The organism is Micromonospora krabiensis, from assembly GCF_900091425.1.
Taxonomy (GTDB): domain Bacteria; phylum Actinomycetota; class Actinomycetes; order Mycobacteriales; family Micromonosporaceae; genus Micromonospora; species Micromonospora krabiensis.
Map to the genome: position 1 here is coordinate 6287085 of NZ_LT598496.1, position 16305 is coordinate 6303389.

At 71.7% G+C, this 16305-nt stretch carries 15 protein-coding genes and 1 tRNA gene; 12 read left to right on the forward strand and 4 right to left on the reverse strand.

Translation table 11 applies throughout. From position 1 onward, the window contains the following. The first annotated feature begins 77 nt into the window (after nucleotides 1-77). The 3 genes from GA0070620_RS28980 to GA0070620_RS28990 all read left to right on the forward strand — a co-directional run bounded on the left by GA0070620_RS28980 (nucleotide 78) and on the right by GA0070620_RS28990 (nucleotide 3676). On the forward strand, nucleotides 78-2201 hold the full coding sequence (locus tag GA0070620_RS28980) for an MMPL family transporter (protein ID WP_091596106.1): 2124 nt from the start codon (nucleotides 78-80) through the stop codon (nucleotides 2199-2201). Beyond that, nucleotides 2191-3429, forward strand: coding sequence for an NAD(P)/FAD-dependent oxidoreductase (locus GA0070620_RS28985; protein WP_091596108.1), 1239 nt, complete (start codon nucleotides 2191-2193; stop codon nucleotides 3427-3429). The genes GA0070620_RS28980 and GA0070620_RS28985 overlap by 11 nt, the downstream gene beginning before the upstream one ends. A 173-nt stretch (nucleotides 3430-3602) precedes the next feature. Then, nucleotides 3603-3676 (forward strand) — tRNA-Ile (locus GA0070620_RS28990). Between the two features lie 198 nt (nucleotides 3677-3874). Here GA0070620_RS28990 and GA0070620_RS28995 read toward each other — a convergent pair. Beyond that, nucleotides 3875-4846, reverse strand: coding sequence for an ArsR/SmtB family transcription factor (locus tag GA0070620_RS28995; protein WP_091596110.1), 972 nt, complete (start codon nucleotides 4844-4846; stop codon nucleotides 3875-3877). Between the two features lie 57 nt (nucleotides 4847-4903). Here GA0070620_RS28995 and GA0070620_RS29000 point away from each other — a divergent pair, with 57 nt between their 5' ends. Together GA0070620_RS29000 and GA0070620_RS29005 are read left to right on the forward strand one after the other, a co-directional pair. Then, on the forward strand, nucleotides 4904-6169 hold the full coding sequence (locus tag GA0070620_RS29000; protein ID WP_091596112.1) for an MFS transporter: 1266 nt from the start codon (nucleotides 4904-4906) through the stop codon (nucleotides 6167-6169). A 319-nt stretch (nucleotides 6170-6488) separates the two neighbouring features. Continuing rightward, nucleotides 6489-7061 carry a GNAT family N-acetyltransferase gene (locus GA0070620_RS29005; protein ID WP_091596114.1) on the forward strand — a complete coding sequence of 191 codons (573 nt, stop codon included), beginning with the start codon at nucleotides 6489-6491 and terminating at the stop codon, nucleotides 7059-7061. 118 nt (nucleotides 7062-7179) lie between these two features. On the opposite strand, the gene GA0070620_RS29010 is transcribed toward GA0070620_RS29005, so the two are convergent. Then, on the reverse strand, nucleotides 7180-7980 hold the full coding sequence (locus GA0070620_RS29010) for an SDR family NAD(P)-dependent oxidoreductase (protein WP_091596116.1): 801 nt from the start codon (nucleotides 7978-7980) through the stop codon (nucleotides 7180-7182). Nucleotides 7981-8060: 80 nt separating this feature from the next. On the opposite strand from GA0070620_RS29010, the gene GA0070620_RS29015 reads away from it, so the two are divergent. The 4 genes from GA0070620_RS29015 to GA0070620_RS29030 all read left to right on the forward strand — a co-directional run bounded on the left by GA0070620_RS29015 (nucleotide 8061) and on the right by GA0070620_RS29030 (nucleotide 11506). Then, nucleotides 8061-8636 (forward strand): TetR/AcrR family transcriptional regulator, encoded by a 576-nt coding sequence (locus tag GA0070620_RS29015; protein ID WP_172836523.1) that lies wholly within the window; start codon nucleotides 8061-8063, stop codon nucleotides 8634-8636. 89 nt (nucleotides 8637-8725) lie between these two features. Beyond that, the gene (locus tag GA0070620_RS29020) at nucleotides 8726-10093 is read left to right on the forward strand and encodes an MmgE/PrpD family protein (RefSeq protein WP_157741727.1); all 1368 of its coding nucleotides are present in this window, start codon (nucleotides 8726-8728) and stop codon (nucleotides 10091-10093) included. Between the two features lie 11 nt (nucleotides 10094-10104). Next, a complete protein-coding gene (locus GA0070620_RS29025; RefSeq protein WP_091596120.1) occupies nucleotides 10105-10722 on the forward strand; it encodes a TetR/AcrR family transcriptional regulator in 618 nt (205 codons plus the stop codon). Between the two features lie 127 nt (nucleotides 10723-10849). Continuing rightward, on the forward strand, nucleotides 10850-11506 hold the full coding sequence (locus GA0070620_RS29030) for an HAD family hydrolase (RefSeq protein WP_091596122.1): 657 nt from the start codon (nucleotides 10850-10852) through the stop codon (nucleotides 11504-11506). Between the two features lie 121 nt (nucleotides 11507-11627). On the opposite strand, the gene GA0070620_RS29035 is transcribed toward GA0070620_RS29030, so the two are convergent. Further along, nucleotides 11628-12245: a TetR/AcrR family transcriptional regulator gene (locus tag GA0070620_RS29035; protein ID WP_231922008.1), complete on the reverse strand. Its 618-nt coding sequence runs from the start codon at nucleotides 12243-12245 to the stop codon at nucleotides 11628-11630. A gap of 103 nt (nucleotides 12246-12348) precedes the next feature. Here GA0070620_RS29035 and wrbA point away from each other — a divergent pair, with 103 nt between their 5' ends. Beyond that, nucleotides 12349-12945 (forward strand): NAD(P)H:quinone oxidoreductase, encoded by a 597-nt coding sequence (gene wrbA / locus GA0070620_RS29040; protein ID WP_091596126.1) that lies wholly within the window; start codon nucleotides 12349-12351, stop codon nucleotides 12943-12945. A 215-nt stretch (nucleotides 12946-13160) separates the two neighbouring features. Here the strand turns inward: wrbA and GA0070620_RS29045 are convergent, their stop codons facing one another. After that, nucleotides 13161-14582, reverse strand: coding sequence for a serine hydrolase domain-containing protein (locus tag GA0070620_RS29045; RefSeq protein WP_091596128.1), 1422 nt, complete (start codon nucleotides 14580-14582; stop codon nucleotides 13161-13163). 390 nt (nucleotides 14583-14972) lie between these two features. Here GA0070620_RS29045 and GA0070620_RS29050 point away from each other — a divergent pair, with 390 nt between their 5' ends. Beyond that, the gene (locus GA0070620_RS29050) at nucleotides 14973-15242 is read left to right on the forward strand and encodes a hypothetical protein (protein WP_091596130.1); all 270 of its coding nucleotides are present in this window, start codon (nucleotides 14973-14975) and stop codon (nucleotides 15240-15242) included. Beyond that, the gene (locus GA0070620_RS29055) at nucleotides 15242-16279 is read left to right on the forward strand and encodes a hypothetical protein (protein WP_091596132.1); all 1038 of its coding nucleotides are present in this window, start codon (nucleotides 15242-15244) and stop codon (nucleotides 16277-16279) included. The genes GA0070620_RS29050 and GA0070620_RS29055 overlap by 1 nt, the downstream gene beginning before the upstream one ends. The last annotated feature ends 26 nt before the right edge of the window (nucleotides 16280-16305 follow it).

Consider the following 16305-nt stretch of genomic DNA (forward strand, 5'->3'; position numbering starts at 1 on the left):
TCCGCATACCGCCCGGCAGGATGGACGGGTCGGCTCAGGCTTCGGCCGGTGGACGCGTCGATTTCGGGGTGGGGCGGATGTCCGGACCGTGGGGCCGCGGCCGGGTCACGCTGGTCGCGGTGGCCGTGGTGCTGGCGTGGCTGGTCGTCGGCGCGGTCGCCGGCCCCTACTCCGGACGCCTCGGCGACGTCGCGACCAACGACAACGCCGCCTTCCTGCCCGCCGACGCCGAGGCCACCCGCGCCCAGGACCTGGCCGGCGGCTTCGTGGACCGGGAGACCATCCCCGCCCTCGTCGTCTACGAACGGCGCAGCGGCCTCACCGAGCAGGACCGGCGACAGGTGGCCGCCGACGCCGCCCGCCTCGCCCAGGTGCCCGGCGTCGTCGGGCCGCTGCCCCCGCCGATCCCCAGCGCCGACGGGCAGGCCCTGCAACTCGTCGTGCCCGTCGACGACGCCGAGGGGGAGCGGATCGGCACGGTCGTCGAGCGGATCCGGGACGTCACCGGCCCGGGCTCCGGCGGGCTGAGCGTGGCCGTCGCCGGACCGGCCGGCCTGCTCGCCGACCTCATCGAGGTGTTCTCCGGGATCGACGGCCCCCTGCTGCTCGTCACCCTGCTCGTGGTGCTGGTGATCCTGCTGGTCGTCTACCGCAGCCCGGTGCTCTGGATCTTCCCGCTGCTCGCCGCCGGCATGTCGTACGCCGTCGCGTCCCTCTTCGTCTACCTGCTGGCCCGCGCCGACCTGATCACCCTGAACGGGCAGGCACAGGGCATCCTCACCGTGCTGGTCTTCGGCGCCGGCACCGACTACGCGCTGCTGATGGTCGCCCGCTACCGCGAGGAACTGCACCGGCACGACCTGCCGTCGGCCGCGATGCGGGCCGCCTGGCGGGGCGCCGCACCGGCGATCATCGCGTCCGGCGGGACCGTCATCCTCGGCCTGCTCTGCCTCCTGCTGTCCAGCCTCAACTCCAACCGCGCCCTCGGCCCGGTCGCCGCGACCGGCATCGCCGCGACCCTGCTGGTGATGCTCACCTTCCTGCCGGCGCTGCTGGTGCTCGGCGGCCGGTGGGCCTTCTGGCCCCGCCGGCCCCGCCACGACCAGGCCGACCCCCGCGCCGAGCACGGCCTCTGGGCCCGCATCGCCGGCTTCGTGGCCCGGCGGGCCCGGCCGGTCTGGCTGGTCACCACCGTCCTGCTGGGCCTGCTCGCGATCGGCCTCACCCAGCTCGGCACCACCACGCTCGGCCAGTCCGACCTCTTCACCGAGCGCACCCAGTCCGTGGTCGGCCAGGAGGCGATCGCCCGCCACTACCCGGCCGGCACCGGCAGCCCGGTGACCGTCTTCACCCGGCAGGAGGCCGCCGGCGAGGTCACCGCGGCGGCGCGCGCCGTGCCCGGCGTGGCCGCCGTCCGACCCGTCACCGCCGACCGGAACGCCGCGCCCGACGGGCCGCCCGCGGCGCCCCGGGTGGTCGACGGCCGGGTCCAGCTGGACGTCACCCTCGCCGACGAACCGGACAGCACCGCCGCCGAACACACCGTCCGCGAACTCCGCGTCGCCGTCCACCGGGTCCCCGGCGCCGACGCGGTGGTCGGCGGGTTCACGGCGGTCAACGTGGACACCGGCGACGCCGCGGCGCGGGACCAGAAGGTCATCATCCCGGTGGTACTGGCCGTGATCGCGGTCATCCTGGCGCTGCTGCTGCGCGCACTCGTCGCACCGGTCCTGCTGATCGCGACCGTGCTGCTCTCCTTCGCCGCCACCCTCGGGCTGTGCGGGCTGCTGTTCCGCCACGTCTTCGACTTCCCCGGCGTGGACGCGTCCTTCCCGCTGTTCGCCTTCGTCTTCCTGGTCGCCCTCGGCATCGACTACAACATCTTCCTGATGAGCCGGGTGCGGGAGGAATCGCTGCGCCGCGGCACCCGAGCCGGCGTGCTGGTCGGCCTCGCCGTCACCGGCGGCGTCATCACCTCCGCCGGCATCGTGCTCGCCGCGACGTTCTCCGCGCTCGCCGTGCTCCCGTTGGTGGTGCTGGTCGAGCTGGGTACGGCCGTCGCCGTCGGGGTACTCATCGACACCATCGTCGTCCGCTCGCTGCTGGTGCCCGCGCTCGCGTACGACATCGGGCCGAAGATCTGGTGGCCGGGCCGGCTGGCCCGGACGAACCGTGAGGAGGTCGTGCGCGATGCCGGCTGAGACCGACGTCGTCATCGTCGGCGGCGGCCTGGCCGGGCTCGCCGCCGCCCGCCGGCTGCACCGCGCCGGCACACCCTGGCGGCTGCTGGAGGCCGGCGACCGGCTCGGCGGCCGGATCGCCACCGACGCCGTCGACGGCTTCCTGCTCGACCGGGGCTTCCAGGTGCTCAACACCGCCTACCCGAGGTTGGGCACCCTCCTCGACGTCGACCGCCTCGACCTCGGCACCTTCACCCCGGGGGTCCTCGTGCGCCGGGGCGACCGCCTGATCCGACTGGTCAACCCGCTGCGGGAACCCGCCGGCGGGCCCCGCGCCGCGTTCGCCGGCATCGGCTCCCTGACCGACCGGTTGCGCCTCGCCGGACTCGCCGCCGGCTGCGCCACCCTCCCCGCCGCGCGCCTGCTCGCCGCCCCGGAGACCACCAGCGAGGCCGCACTGCGCCGGGCCGGTCTCTCGGACGCGATCATCGAGGAGCTGGTCCGGCCGTTCCTCTCCGGCGTCTTCATCGACTGGGAGCTGGAGACGTCCAGCCGGGTGCTGGCCATGGTGCTCCGCTCGTTCGCCCGCGGCCGCATCGGCCTGCCCGCCGAAGGAATGGCCGCGCTGCCCCGCGCCATCGCCGCCCCGCTGCCGACCGACCTGATCGAGCTGGACACCCCCGTCGCCGAGGTCGCACCCGGCCGGGTCCGCACCCAGGCCGGCGAGATCCACTGCCGCGCCGTCCTGGTCGCCGTCGACCCGCCGGCAGCGAGCACCCTGCTGCCGGGCCTGGCCACGGTACGCATGCACAGCTACACGACCTACTACCACGCCACCGAGGCCGCGCCGCTGGGCGAACCGATCCTGCTCGTCGACGGCGACCGGCGGGAGGTCGTCGCGAACACCGTCGTGGTCAGCCACGCCGCACCGACGTACGCGCCCGACGGCCAGCACCTCGTCGCCACCTCGGTGGTCGGCCCGACACCCCCGCCCGAGCCGACCGTACGCGCCGAACTGACCCGCCTCTACGGCCGCTCCACCGCCGACTGGACCCACCTCACCACCGTGCGGGTGCCGGCGGCGCTGCCCGCCGCGCCACCCCCGCAGGGCCGGCTCCGCAAGCCGGTGGCGCTCGGCGGCGGGCTCTTCGTGGCCGGCGACCACCGGGCCAGCCCGTCCATCCAGGGCGCCCTCGCCAGCGGCTGGCGAGCCGCCGGCGCCGTCCTCGACGAGCTACGCGCGGCCTGACCACGACACCCCGCGCCCGGTGATCCTGGGCCCGCCGCGACGGGTGCGCGCTGTTATCCTCGCGTAGCCCTTCGTGCGCCGCGTGCGGGCGGAGGTCCTCACGACGTGGGTGACGCGGTCGACACGGTGCTGGTCCGGGCCGGATCGACCAGGTTACGATCCCGCGCGGTGCCGGGGCGGTAGCTCAGCCGGTTAGAGCAGGGGACTCATAATCCCTCGGTCGCGGGTTCGAGTCCCGCCCGCCCCACCCATAGCCTTTGAGCTGGGCGAACGTGAGAGTGGATGTGGCGGTACCCGAACCGCCCTGGCGAACGCGCCGTGACCGGGTGAGACCTGGGTGTCTGTGTGGTGCGGCGTCGTCGTGCGCGGACGGCCGAGTGCGCTCAAGGGCCGGGCTCCTCTCGCGGCTCGGCAGTAGTTCTCGGCCATCCGGCCTGCGAGGGCCTTACGAATGCGGAGCGGCCGAGGTAACCAACATGTCGCCGAGGTCGGAGCGGCGGTAGAGCACCGATCGGCCGTGTCGGGTGCCGACCAGCAGTCCGCCCGCACGCAATGCTCGAAGGTGCTGATTGACCGCTGTCGGGGTGACGCCGAGGCGGGCGGCCAACTCGGTGGAGGAGGCGGGCGTGTCGAGGTGGATGAGCAGACCGGCCCGAGTGGTGCCCAGAAGTCCCGCGAGACCGTCCGGCGCGGGCAGGGCCTGCGGCTCCCACAGGGTCGCCGCGCCACGCGCGGCATAGAGGATCATCGGCGGCTCGTCGGCCGAGATGGGTGTCGAGGCGTTGACGGTCCAGAGGCTCGGCACCAGGGTCAGCCCGCCATTGGCGGGTCGCGCGTAGTCGAGCTTCGAGCGCAGCCGTACCTCGACCACGTTTCCGACGAGCCGCACCGTGTCCGACAACCCACTGAGCATCGTGGCGAGACCCCGCTGGGCGATTTGTCGTCCTCGGAACGTGACGTCGCCTTCGAGGATCGCCCGCATCCGTGGCCAGTAAGGCTCGAAGCAGAACCGCCAGTACGTGGCGAGCGCATCGATGATCCGATTGAGCACCGCTGCGGCGGGACCCTGTAGTGGTTCGGGGAGTGGCGTCGCGCCGTGCACCGCTCGCAGGTCTCGTTCGATGACCGTCGGGTCGGTGCTGGCCAGCTTCGCGAGTTCGTCGTCGAAGCGGGTCAGCGGTGAATGCGGACGCGGGTTGAGGAAATCGGGTGTCCACAGCCGTACGTCCGTCAATGCGAGCAGCATGGCCTCGTCAAGGCGGCCGCGCACGTCTTCGAGCGTGTGTAGCCAGCGCAGATGAAGCGGAAATCGCCCCGGATCGCGCCAAGCCCGCAGGGACAGCACCGCCTCGTTGAGCGGGGACACCGCGAACCGGAGATCGGCCACATCCATGCCGAGTAGCTCGTACCGGACCATGAAGCAAAAGGCTACATCGTTGGCGCGGTCGGCCGGTACGCTGCGACAACTGACGGCATGCTTTCCGTGACAGACCGCCACTGGTCAGCGGCGGCCGGCTGGGTTCGGCGGTACCTGCGTCCGGACGATGCCGTCGCCCGCGCGCTGACCTGGGCCACCATGACCACCTCGCTCTCCAAGGGAGTCTTCTTCAGCGTCAGCGTGCTGTTCTTCACCCACGTCGCCGGCTTCTCCGCGACCACGGTCGGGTTCGGCTTGACGATCGCCGGGGCGGTCGCCGTCCCCGCCGCGTTGGGTGCGGGCTACCTGGCCCGTTTTGTCGGCGCGCGCCGGGTGCTGCTCGCCACGACCGCCGGCCAGGGCCTGGCGCTCGTGGCCTACCTCCTGGTGCACACCCCGGCCACGTTCGTTGTCGTCGCCTGTGCCGCCGTCGGGCAACAGGCCATGCAGCGCACCGCTCTGTCGACGATGATCGCCGAATCGTTCACCGGCCCGGACCGTGTGGAGATGCGCGCCCGCCTGCGGGTGATCACCAACGCCTTCATCGGTGTGGGAACCGGGCTGGCGGCCGTCGCCATCGTGCTCGACACGAAACTGGCATATCTGCTGGCGATGCTCGCCACCGGAGCACTGCTGATCGTCTCCGCATTCTTGCTGCGCCGGATGGACCGCGGCGCTGAGCTCACCGCGACCGACGGGTCTCGGACGGCCGGCGTACGCCAATCACCACTGCGCGACCGGACCTATCTGGCCATCACCGGCCTCTACGCCGTCATGAGCATGCAAGTCGGCATGCTCACGGTGGGGGTACCACTCTGGATCGCCGGTTCGACGAAGGCACCTGCGGCGACCATCGCGGCGCTGCTGGCATTGAACACCGTCATCGTGTCCCTGCTTCAGGTCTGGGCGGCGCGCGGTGCGAAAGCAATCCGCTCGGCCGGCCGCGCGGTCGCCTGGGCCGGTACCTTGCTCGCGCTGGCCTGTGGCCTGTACGCCATGGCTGCCCATGGCGCGATCGCTGTCGTCGTGGTGGTGCTGACGCTCGCGACCGTGGCACACAGCCTCGCCGAGATCCTGTCCGAGGCAGGCAGTTGGACGCTCGCCTTCGAGCTTGCCGACCCGGCCAACGTCGGCGCGTACCAGGGTGTCAGCCAGACCGGAGCAGCACTGGGCTCGATGCTCGCGCCGCTGGTCGTGACGGCGACCGCGATTCAGCACGGCTTGCCCGGTTGGATTCTCCTCGGCGTGCTCTTCCTCCTCGCGGGATCATTGACGATGGCGCTGGTCCGACGACAGGTGAACGGGTCGCTGTTGCCTGGCTGAAAGACTGCCGCTCCGACAGATCTGCCGGACAGGTCAGCCCGCCCCGACAGCGGGCAGTGCCGTCCGTCGAACAGTGATGATCGCCAAGCGGGAGCGCTGTCGACCGTTTACGGAGCGAGCAACATCCGTGATGTAGTGGCCTCCGGATCCCGTCGAGGCCCCTACATCACTGATGTTGCTCGTGGCTTCAGCAAGTCGGCGTCGACGGCCGGCTGCCTATCGTCTCGGCGCCAGACTGGCTGCCGTAAGGAAAACCCATTGCGAGGGGTGAGGGCCGGATGTCTGGTTGATCGACACGTCTGAAGAGGAGGTAATGCCCGTGTCGCTGCCCACCCCCACGCTGCACACCACCCGCCTCACACTGCGTCCCTTCGAGGACGCGGACGCGAACGACCTCTTCGCGCTGCAGAGCAACGCCCACGTGCTGCGCTACTGGGACTCGCCGCCCTGGACCGAACCCGTACGCGCCGAGCGGTTCATCGCGGCCTGCCGGCAGATGGCAGCGGCGGGCACCGGTGCGCGGCTGGCCGTGGACCGTGACTCCGACGGGGCGTTCATCGGCTGGTGCGGTCTGACCCGGTGGAATCCGGACTACCGCAGCGCGTCGCTGGGTTACTGCTTCGGCGATGCGGCGTGGGGCCACGGTTACGCGACCGAGGCCGCGCATGCGTTGCTGCGGTGGGCGTTCGACACGCTGGACCTGAACCGCGTCCAGGCGGAGACCGACACCCGCAACAGCGCGTCCGCCCGTGTCTTGGAGAAGCTCGGGTTCGTGCGTGAGGGGACGTTGCGGGAAGACTGTGTCGTGAACGGTGAGGTCTCGGACTCCTGGGTCTACGGGCTGATCAGGCGGGAGTGGCGGTCCTCGTCCGAGCCGGCTCCCGCCCGTTGAGTCCGCGCTCCCGCACGAGATGCCGACGCGGGTGCGGGGAGGTGAGGGATGCGCGGGCCGCCGCGCGACCGTGGTGTGTCCACGACCGAACGGGCGCGGCGGCCGGCGATGACGCTCGTCAGAAGGCGCCGCGGACGGTGCCGCCGTCGACGCGGATCGTCGCGCCGCTGATGTACTCGGCGTAAGGGCTGCACAGGTAGGCGACAGCTCCGGCGATCTCGTCGGGCCGCCCGTAGCGCACCCGGTCGTTGGGCACGATCTCGCGGACCGAGTTGTACTCGATCTCGTCCCACGTCTCGCCCCAGCCGCGCTCCGGCGAGAGCTTGGTCAGGAAGTCCTGGACGGCCGGGACGAGGATCGCGCCGGGCGACACGACGTTGGAGGTGACCCGGGTGCCGGCCAGGTCGCGAGCGAGCGAGACGGCCAGGTTGTGCCGGGCGGCCAGCGAGGCGTTGTAGTGCGGGTGGTTGTTGAACGGCTGCATGCTCAGTCCGCCACCGATGGTGATGACCCGTCCGTAGTCCCGCTCCCGCATCGCCGGGACGAGGCGCTGGATCATCCGTACGCCCGACACGACGTTGATGTTGTAGGTCTGCTGCCAGATGTCAGCGGTGGCGCCAGCCCAGTCGAGGTGTTCGTAGGCGCCGGCGTTGTTGACGAGGATGTCGACAACCCCACCGGCCAGTGCGCCCTCGGCGGCCTGGTCGGCGCCCGCGTCGGTGGCGAGATCACCCGTGGTGATCGAGGCCCGACCGCCGTTGTCGACGATCGAGTCGGCCACCGCCTGCGCGCGTTCGGCGGTGCGGCCGTGGATCACGACCTCCACACCTTCGGCGGCGAGCAGCCGAGCGGTGGCCTCGCCCAGCCCGGACGTCGAGCCGGTGACCAGTGCGCGACGCCCCGCCAGTTGCAGATCCATGAGAACTCCTTGATATAGGGGTTGCTTTGTCTACACACGTAGACTACGCCGCTAAGTTGCCACCTGTAGACTTGGTCGGTATGACAACCGCCACGACCAGGCCCCGCGATGCCGGGAATACCCGGCAGGCGATCCTCGATTCGGCGATCACCGCGTTTACCAGGCACGGTTACGACGGGGTGGGCGTGCGTGAGATCGCGGCGAACGCCGGAGTGACGGCGATGCTCGTCAACCGCTACTTCGGTTCCAAGGAAGGTCTGTTCGCCGAGGTCGTCGATGTCTCGTTCGCGCAGCCGACGGTGGTTCCGCGACGTTCCGACCACCTTGCGGCGGAGACCGCGCGCGCCCTGATCGGCCGCACCGCGCCGGACGCCGACCATCTCGGGCCGTTCGCGTTGATGCTCAAGTCGGCGGCCAACCCGCGGGCCGCCGAGATCATCCGGGCCGGCATCGAGAAGCACGTCGGGGCCCGGTTCGCCGACGCCCTCCAGGGGGCGCACGCGCAGGAGCGGGCCGAGCTGGGACTGGCCCTGATCGCCGGCGTGTGGCTCACCCGCCGGATCATCGGCACACGTGGGCTGCGCGACGCCGATCCACAGACGCTGATGGTGTACGTCACCCGCATGCTGGAGACGATCACCGAGCCCTCCGCCTGACCGCTGGGGGTGACACGTGAGCGAGGCTGTTCGCCTGGGTGACGTAAATGACAGGACCCTCTCTCACTTGATAGTGCATGCTCTCACTTATGGCTGATGAAGACACTGTCGCGGGACGCCTGGCCAGTTGGGTGAGCCGCCTACGCTTCGAGGATCTGCCCGCGGAGGTTGTCGAGCGCACCGAGCAGGTGATCCTCGACCAGCTCGGAGTGCAGGTGCTCGGCTCGACCCTGCCCAACATCCAGCCGGTGCGGCAGTTGGCCGCAGCGGCACCGGGTGCACCCGAGAGCACGGTCACCGGCAGCGACCGGAAGACCACGGCAGCGCAGGCCGCTTACGTCAACGGCACACTCGGCCACAGTTGCGAGTACGACGACGCGCACGCCACCGCGTGGCACACCTCCTCGGCCGTGGTGCCGGCCGCGCTGGCGCTCGCCGAGCGTGACGGCGCCGACGGCCGCGAGCTGATCACCGCGGTGGCCGCCGGTATCCAGGTGATGGGACTGTTGGGCGCGGTGACCACCAGCGGCATGCTGGCAACCGGCTGGCACGGTTCCAAGGTTCTCGGGGTGTTCGGCGCGACCGCCGCAGCCGGCCGCATCCTGCGGCTCAGCCCGGCCGAGCTGACCCAGGCATTCGGGATCGTCGGCAGCGACGCCTCCGGCACGATGGAGTACGACCGCAGCGGCGGCGAGGTCAAGCGCCTGCATGCCGGCTCCGCGGCCCGAGCCGGCACGGAGGCCGCGCAACTCGCTCGGCTCGGTCTGACCGGCCCACCGACGATCTTCGAGGGGCACCGCGGCGTCTTCGGTCTCTTCGGCGGCGCCGAGGGGGCGGACATCCCGGAAGCCGCGTGGCAGCACTGGCAGGTACTGGACACGATCTTCCGCTTCTACCCGGCCGTCGGCACCGTGCACGCCCCGCTCGACGCCATCCGCCATCTGCGCGAGGCCACTCCGATCGACCCACAGCAGATCGCGCGGATCCGGATCGGGCTCGTCGACTTCGCGGTCGGCCACGGCGCCGCCATCACCCGCCCGACCGACGCGATCTCCGCCCAGTTCAGCCTGGCGTTCGGCGCCGGCCTGCAGTTCGTCACCGGCCGCAACGCGCCCGCTGACTACTTCGACCCGAACCTGTGGAACGACCCCGCGATCCTGGCCATCGGCGATGTGATCGAGCCGTATGCGATGCCCATCCCGGCAGGTGACCCGGTGTTCAGCGCCCGCGTCGACATCGAACTGCGCGACGGTTCTCACCTGGAGCATTACCAGGCCGGGTTCCGCGGCCACCCAACCCGCCCGGCCACGTCCGCCGACATCGAACGCAAGTTCACCGAGAACGTCGCGGGTGTGCTCGGCGGCGAAACCAGCGCCGCAATCGTCGAGACCGTCGCGACGCTGCACGAGGGGAATTCCGTACCGTCGCTCACAGCGCTGCTCAGGCGGCGGCCGTAGAAAGGAAGATCATGACGTCCGGACCCGCGACCGGCGCACTGCGCCGGGACGCCGCCGCCAACCGGAGGCGCCTACTCGACGCCGCCGAACGCGTGTTCGCCGAACGCGGGCCCGAAGCAAGCATGGAGGAGATCGCCCGCGCGGCGGAGGTCAGCCCGGCCACCCTCTACCGGCGCTTCCCGACCAAGGACGGACTCGTTCGGGAGGTCCTCGCCACGTTCTTCGGCCAACTGGTCGAACTGGCCGGGCAGGCCCTGTCCGAACCACCACAGCGTTGCCTCGACGTCTACTTCGAAACCGTTGGCTACCAGCTGGCCGCCAGGCGTGGCTTCATGCACGGCATGTGGGGCGAGCTCGCACCCGCCCATCTCGTCACCGAACTGGAGGCCCGAACCGGCCAGTTGCTCGACCGCGCCCAGCGCGGGGCCGGAATCGCACAGTCCGTCACCCTCGCCGACATCGCGGCGACCATCTGGGCATTGCGCGGCATCATCCACACCGCCGGGGAGGCCGCGCCGGACGCCTGGCGGCGACACCTCGGCTACGTGCTCGCCGGATTTCGCGGACCTTCTTCCACCGCGTCGGCATCATCGGCCACCATCTCACTGCCGAAGCAAGCCGTGGAGTGAGGAAGGCCGAGACAGCCGCCGACTTCGCTGACCGAGCCACCCGCCTGACCGCCCGCTGCCGCGACCCCCGCGTACGTCGAAGATTCTCTATGATCCGCGGACAAGGCGACGGCGACGGGGGCCGTGAGTGATCGACACGATCTTCTTCGACATCGGCGGGACGATTCTGGACGAGTCCCGCGAGTTCGAGACCTGGGCCGACTGGCTGGGCGTTCCGCGCCACACGTTCTCGGCGGTCTTCGGTGCGGTGGTCGCCCGGGGTCTGGACTATCAGGAGACGTTCCGGGTCTTCCGGCCCGACTTCGACCTCGAGGCCGAGCGTGAGCGCCGAGGCGCCGCCGACAAGCCGGAGTCGTTCGGCGAGGCGGACCTCTACCCGGACGCCCGGTCGTGCCTGACCGCCTTGAAGGCGCAGGGGCTCTTCGTCGGCCTGGCCGGGAACCAGCCAGCCCACGCGGAGGCGCTGCTGCACGCTCTCGACCTGCCGGTGGACGTGATCGGCACGTCGCACGGGTGGGGCGTGGCGAAGCCGTCGCCGGCCTTCTTCGAGCGGGTCGTCCGCGAGGGCGGTGGCGACGCGTCGTCGATCCTCTACGTGGGCGATCGGCCCGACAACGACGCCCGCCCCGCCATGCGGGCCGGCATGCGGGCGTGCCTGGTCCGGCGCGGTCCGTGGGGCCACATCCTCGACCTGCCCGCCGTCGCCGAGCGGTGCCTCTTCCGCGTCGACTCACTGGACGAACTCCCGCACCTGGTCGCCGAACACAACGCGACGAGCACCTGACCCGCCGCCCGGACAGCTCCGCGATCTTGCACTTTGTGCCCGAACAACCCGGGCGTAACGGGCGGTCGAGGGGCCGAAACTGCAAGATCGCGGGGCGCGGGCGCGGGCGCGGGCGCGGGGGTTAGGTCAGGGAGGTGGTGAGCAGGTGGTCGATGCTTGCCTTGATGCGTTCTGGCGTGATGCCCCGCTGGGTGGTGAGGTGACCGATCAGGGTCGGCGTGGTCAGGCCGAGCAGGAGGTCGGCCACGACGTCGACGTCGGCCTCGGGCCGGATCTGGCGCAGCAGCGTAGAGGTGTGCAGGTGCCAGGCCAGGTAGAAGCCGTTGGTGTAGCGCGCGAGGGGTGACGCGCACTCCGCGGCAAGCATGATCGTCATGTGTTCGGCGACGTGGTCGGTGAGCGCGTGGAGGAACGCGCGCAACCGGTCCACGGGCGGGGCGTCGGGGCCCAGCGGCGCGGGTCCGGCCAGGAAGGCCTGCTGGAACTGTCGTTCGCGGTCGTCGAGGAGGGCGAGGAGCAGTTGGCTCACGTCACCGAACCGGCGGTAGACGGTTCCGACGCCGATCCCGGCGATCTGCGCCACGGCGTTCATCGTGACGGCCTCGGGGCCCTGGTCGGCGAGCAGGCGCCCCGCCGCGTCGAGGATGCGCCGGCGGTTGCGTGCCGCGTCCGCGCGCTCGGGCGGTGGTTGGCCGGGGAAGGAGATCTCCATGCCGGCGCTGTTGCGTTCGTCTCTCACCGCGCCGAGGCTACCGGACCGTCTTGGCAATCGGATTGCTATCCGGTTAGCCTCGCCGGGCAACCGGATAGCAATCCGGTTGGTCTCCCTCGGAAGGACGATCATGAGCCCCAAGGTTGCGGTCATCTACTACTCGGCGACCGGCACCGTCTACCAACTCGCCAAGGCGGTCGCCGAAGGCGCGGAGAAGGCCGGCGCGGAGGTGCGCGTACGCCGGGTGGCGGAGCTGGCCCCGGACGCGGCCATCGACTCCAACCCGGCCTGGCGGGAGCACGTCGAGGCGACCCGGCACGTCGAGGTCGCGACTCTCGACGACCTGGCCTGGGCCGACGCCTACGCGTTCGGCACGCCCACCCGGTACGGCAACGTCGCCGCCCAGCTCAAGCAGTTCCTGGACAGCACCGGTGGGCTGTGGCAGCAGGGGGCGCTGGCCGACAAGCCGGCCACCGGCTTCACCAGCGCCGGCAACGCCCACGGCGGCAACGAGTCGACCCTCCTGGCGCTGTACAACACGCTGCACCACTGGGGCTCGATCATCGTGTCGCCCGGCTACACCGACCCGGTCGTCTTCGCGGCCGGCGGCAACCCCTACGGCACCTCGCACCCGGGCGGTGCCGGCGCTCCGGGCGAGGAGCCGCTCGAGGCGGCGCGCTACCAGGGCGAGCGGCTGGCGAAGTTCGCGGCCCGGCTGCGCGGCTGATCGAGGCGGGCGCACGCCCGGTCGCACCGTCGCCACGGTGGGCCCGGACGCCACCGGCATCGCGCCGGGGCGTCGCAGGCCCACCGCGGCGACGGCAGCGCGCGCCACATCCACCGCAGCGCGCGCTACAACCCTGATGTAGTGGCCTCCGGACGCCGCCGAGACCCCTACATCACAGATGTTGCGCGATCAGCCCGTGCGGCGCGGGGGCGGCGTCAGGCGAGCAGGTTGGCGATCGCGACCCGCACCGGGTCGGGGTCGGCCCAGCTCCAGTTGGGGTGCGCGCGGTTGGTGAGCAGGACCAGGACCATCCGCCGGGCCGGATGCACGAGCAGCGAGGTGCCCGTGAAGCCGGTGTGCCCGAAGGTGGCGCCGGTGGCGAGCCGCCCCATGAACCAGGGCTGGTTCAACACGACGCCGAGGCCGTGGTCGGAGGTGCGGTTGGGTCGGTCGGGGTCGACGGCGGGCAGGCCGGCGTTGACGTTCGTGAGCATCCGCCGGGTGATCTCCTCGGAGAGGATGCGGGTGCCCCGGTGGGCGCCGCCGTCCAGCAGCGTCTGCCCGACGACGGCGAGGTCCTCGGCGGTGCTGAAGATGCCGGCGTGCCCGGCGATCCCGCCGAGATGGTTGGCCACGTCGTCGTGGACGATCCCGCGCAGCAGCCCCCGGGAGGAGCGGGCGTCGGTGGCGACCAGCCGGGCGGCCTGGTCGGCCGAGCTGAGCCAGGTCTTCGGGTTGAAGCCGGTGTCGCGCAGGCCGAGCGGGCCGGTGATCCCGGATTGGAGGGCCCTGTCGAGTCGCTGCCCGGTGAGCTTCTCGACGAGTTGGGCGGCGACCATCAGCCCCACGCTGGAGTAGCGGAAGACCGTACCCGGGACGGCGCCCTTGACCAGTGGCGTCGCGAGGACGGCGGCGCGGCGCGCGGCGTCGTCGGGCAGGCCGGTGACGGTGGCCCCGACGGGCAGGCCGCTGGTGTGTGCCAGCAGCATGGCTACGGTGATCTTGTCCTTGCCGGGGCCGGTGAAGCCGGGCAGGTGGTCCACGACGCGGGTGTCGAGGGCGATGCGGCCCCGGTCGACCTGTTGCAGGGTCAGGATCGCGGTGAAGACCTTGGTCAGCGAGGCGATGTCGAAGACCGAGTCGGCGCGCATGGCCACCTGCTTGGACTCCGGCAGGAGCACCGGCCCGGCGTCGTACCGCAGCGCCTTGCCGACCGCGGGCAGGGCGACGACCCGCCCGTCCGCCTGGCAGAGAGCCACCGCGCCGGCGTAGGCGGGGTGCTGCGGGTTCTCCCTGGTCGGTTCGAGGTGGCGGTCGAGCTCCCGGGCGAGGTGGCGGCCGAGCGGCGTGAGCCGGTCGATGCCTCCGGGACCCGCGGCGCCCCCGGGGCCTGCCGCGCCGCCGTTCGCCGCGTCCGAGGCCATTCCCGGTGCGGAGCCGACCGAGGGTGACGCCGATCCGCCGGGGCCGCCGGTCGGACCCGCTCCGGGGCGGGTGGCGCCGGCCGTCCCGAGGGTGCCCGTGCCGCCGGTGGCGGAGGCCGCGGACGACGGCGCGGTCTGCTCGCCGCATCCGGCGACAGCGGCGGTGACGGCGGCCAGGCCGGCGCCGAGCACGGTGCGGCGGTGCAGTGGCATGGCCGCATCATGGCAGCCATCGGCGCCGGCCGTGGCCCGCCGGGCCGCCAGTCGTCGATGGACGAGTGGTCAGTCCGGCGCCCGGACCCCGGCGGCCTGCCACGACCGGCTTTCGCCGCAAGACGGTACGACTGTCCAATAGCGGACAAGACGGTCGGGGGTCCGACGTCGCACTGTTGTAGCAGGTCAAGAGGCTGACGGATGGCGGGCCACATCCCATTCCTCCGCCCGGACAAGGACGTCACCCCATTCCCGGCAGCCGGTCCGGTGACCGGTGCGCGCCCCGCGCGTCCCGGGCACTCCCGGCTCGCCGCATCCCGACGCCCGACCGGACCGGCGGCGGCCGCGAGCCGCGCCGCCCGGGGGCCGAGCAAGGAAGGAGGGGCCGGCATGGCCGCTCCCACCGTGACCGCATCCCTGACCGCCGCCTCGTACTCGCCGGGGGACCCGATGACCCTGACAGTGACCTACGGCGACGCGGACACCAGGCCGTTGACCGTCACGATCGTGGTGACCGACGCGCAGGGCAACAGCAGCGCCCCGGTGCGCGTCGCCGCCGTCATCGACCCACTCACCATCACCGTCAGCGACGACTCCGGCCGCGCCTGGACCCGGCTCTCGGACACCGGGACCGTCGCCGTCTACCGGGCGGTGGCGTGATGCCCCGGGTGACCGTGACCGTGCGCGACAACGGTGGGCGTACCGCCACGGCCAGTGCGGACTACACCATCGCCCAGCCCGTGCTCGGCGGCTACTACCTCTCCGGCGGCGCCGACCCGACCGCCGACCTGGCCGGCGGCAACTTCCGCTCCCTCACCCAGTACCGCAGCTTCGCCGACGGCTACACCTTTCCCGGATACCAGCGACCGTGGCTGATCACGTTGGGCAAGGCCGGGGTCCAGGTGAACATGGTGCTGGAGTTGAAGCACTACGGGGCGCCCAACGCCGGGCCGCAGACGTTCACCGTGGACGGCACGTCGTACACCGTGCCGGAGCCCGCGATGACCATCCAGCAGCGACCGGGCACGAGCTGGCCCAAGGCGTACGGCTACGGCCAGGTCATCGCCGGCCAGTGCGACGGCCTGTTCGCCCGCGCCCTGTCCCAGTACCGCACGATGGGCTTCGCGGTGAACATCCAACTCGCCTCCGAGTTGGACACCGACCACGAGTTCGGCACCAGCGAGGCCGGCCGGGCCTACACGTGGGCGGAGTCCGACGCGCGCGCGGTACAGGCGATGACGTACATCGTGAACTGGTTCCGGGCGCGGACGCTGCCGGCCGGGACGACGTTCTCGGTCGGCGTGGGCGGGTTCGACCGGGCCTGCTTCCAGCGCACCCACCCGGAGGCGCTGATGTCGAAGCTGGACTTCCTCCACTGGAACGTCTACGCGACCAGCGCCGGCGACACCGCGCTCGCCCGGTTCCGACGGACGAAGGACTGGGCCGTCGCCGACCTCGGCCCGATCGGGCTCTCCCGACCGGTGCTCATCGGCGAGTGGGGCGTCCGGGTCGCCGAGGTGCCCGACCAGGCCGGGTGGATCGCCACCGTGCCCGCCGCGATCGCGGCGCTGAACGCCGAGCGGGGACCCAGGATCGTGCGGACCAACTACTTCAACTCCGGCTGGGGCACGCTCACCCCCAAGGCGACCGGGCTCGCCGCGCTGCGCAAGGCGTACGCCACCCGCCCGTACGTCTGAGCGCCGGCCCGCGGCGGGTCACCCTC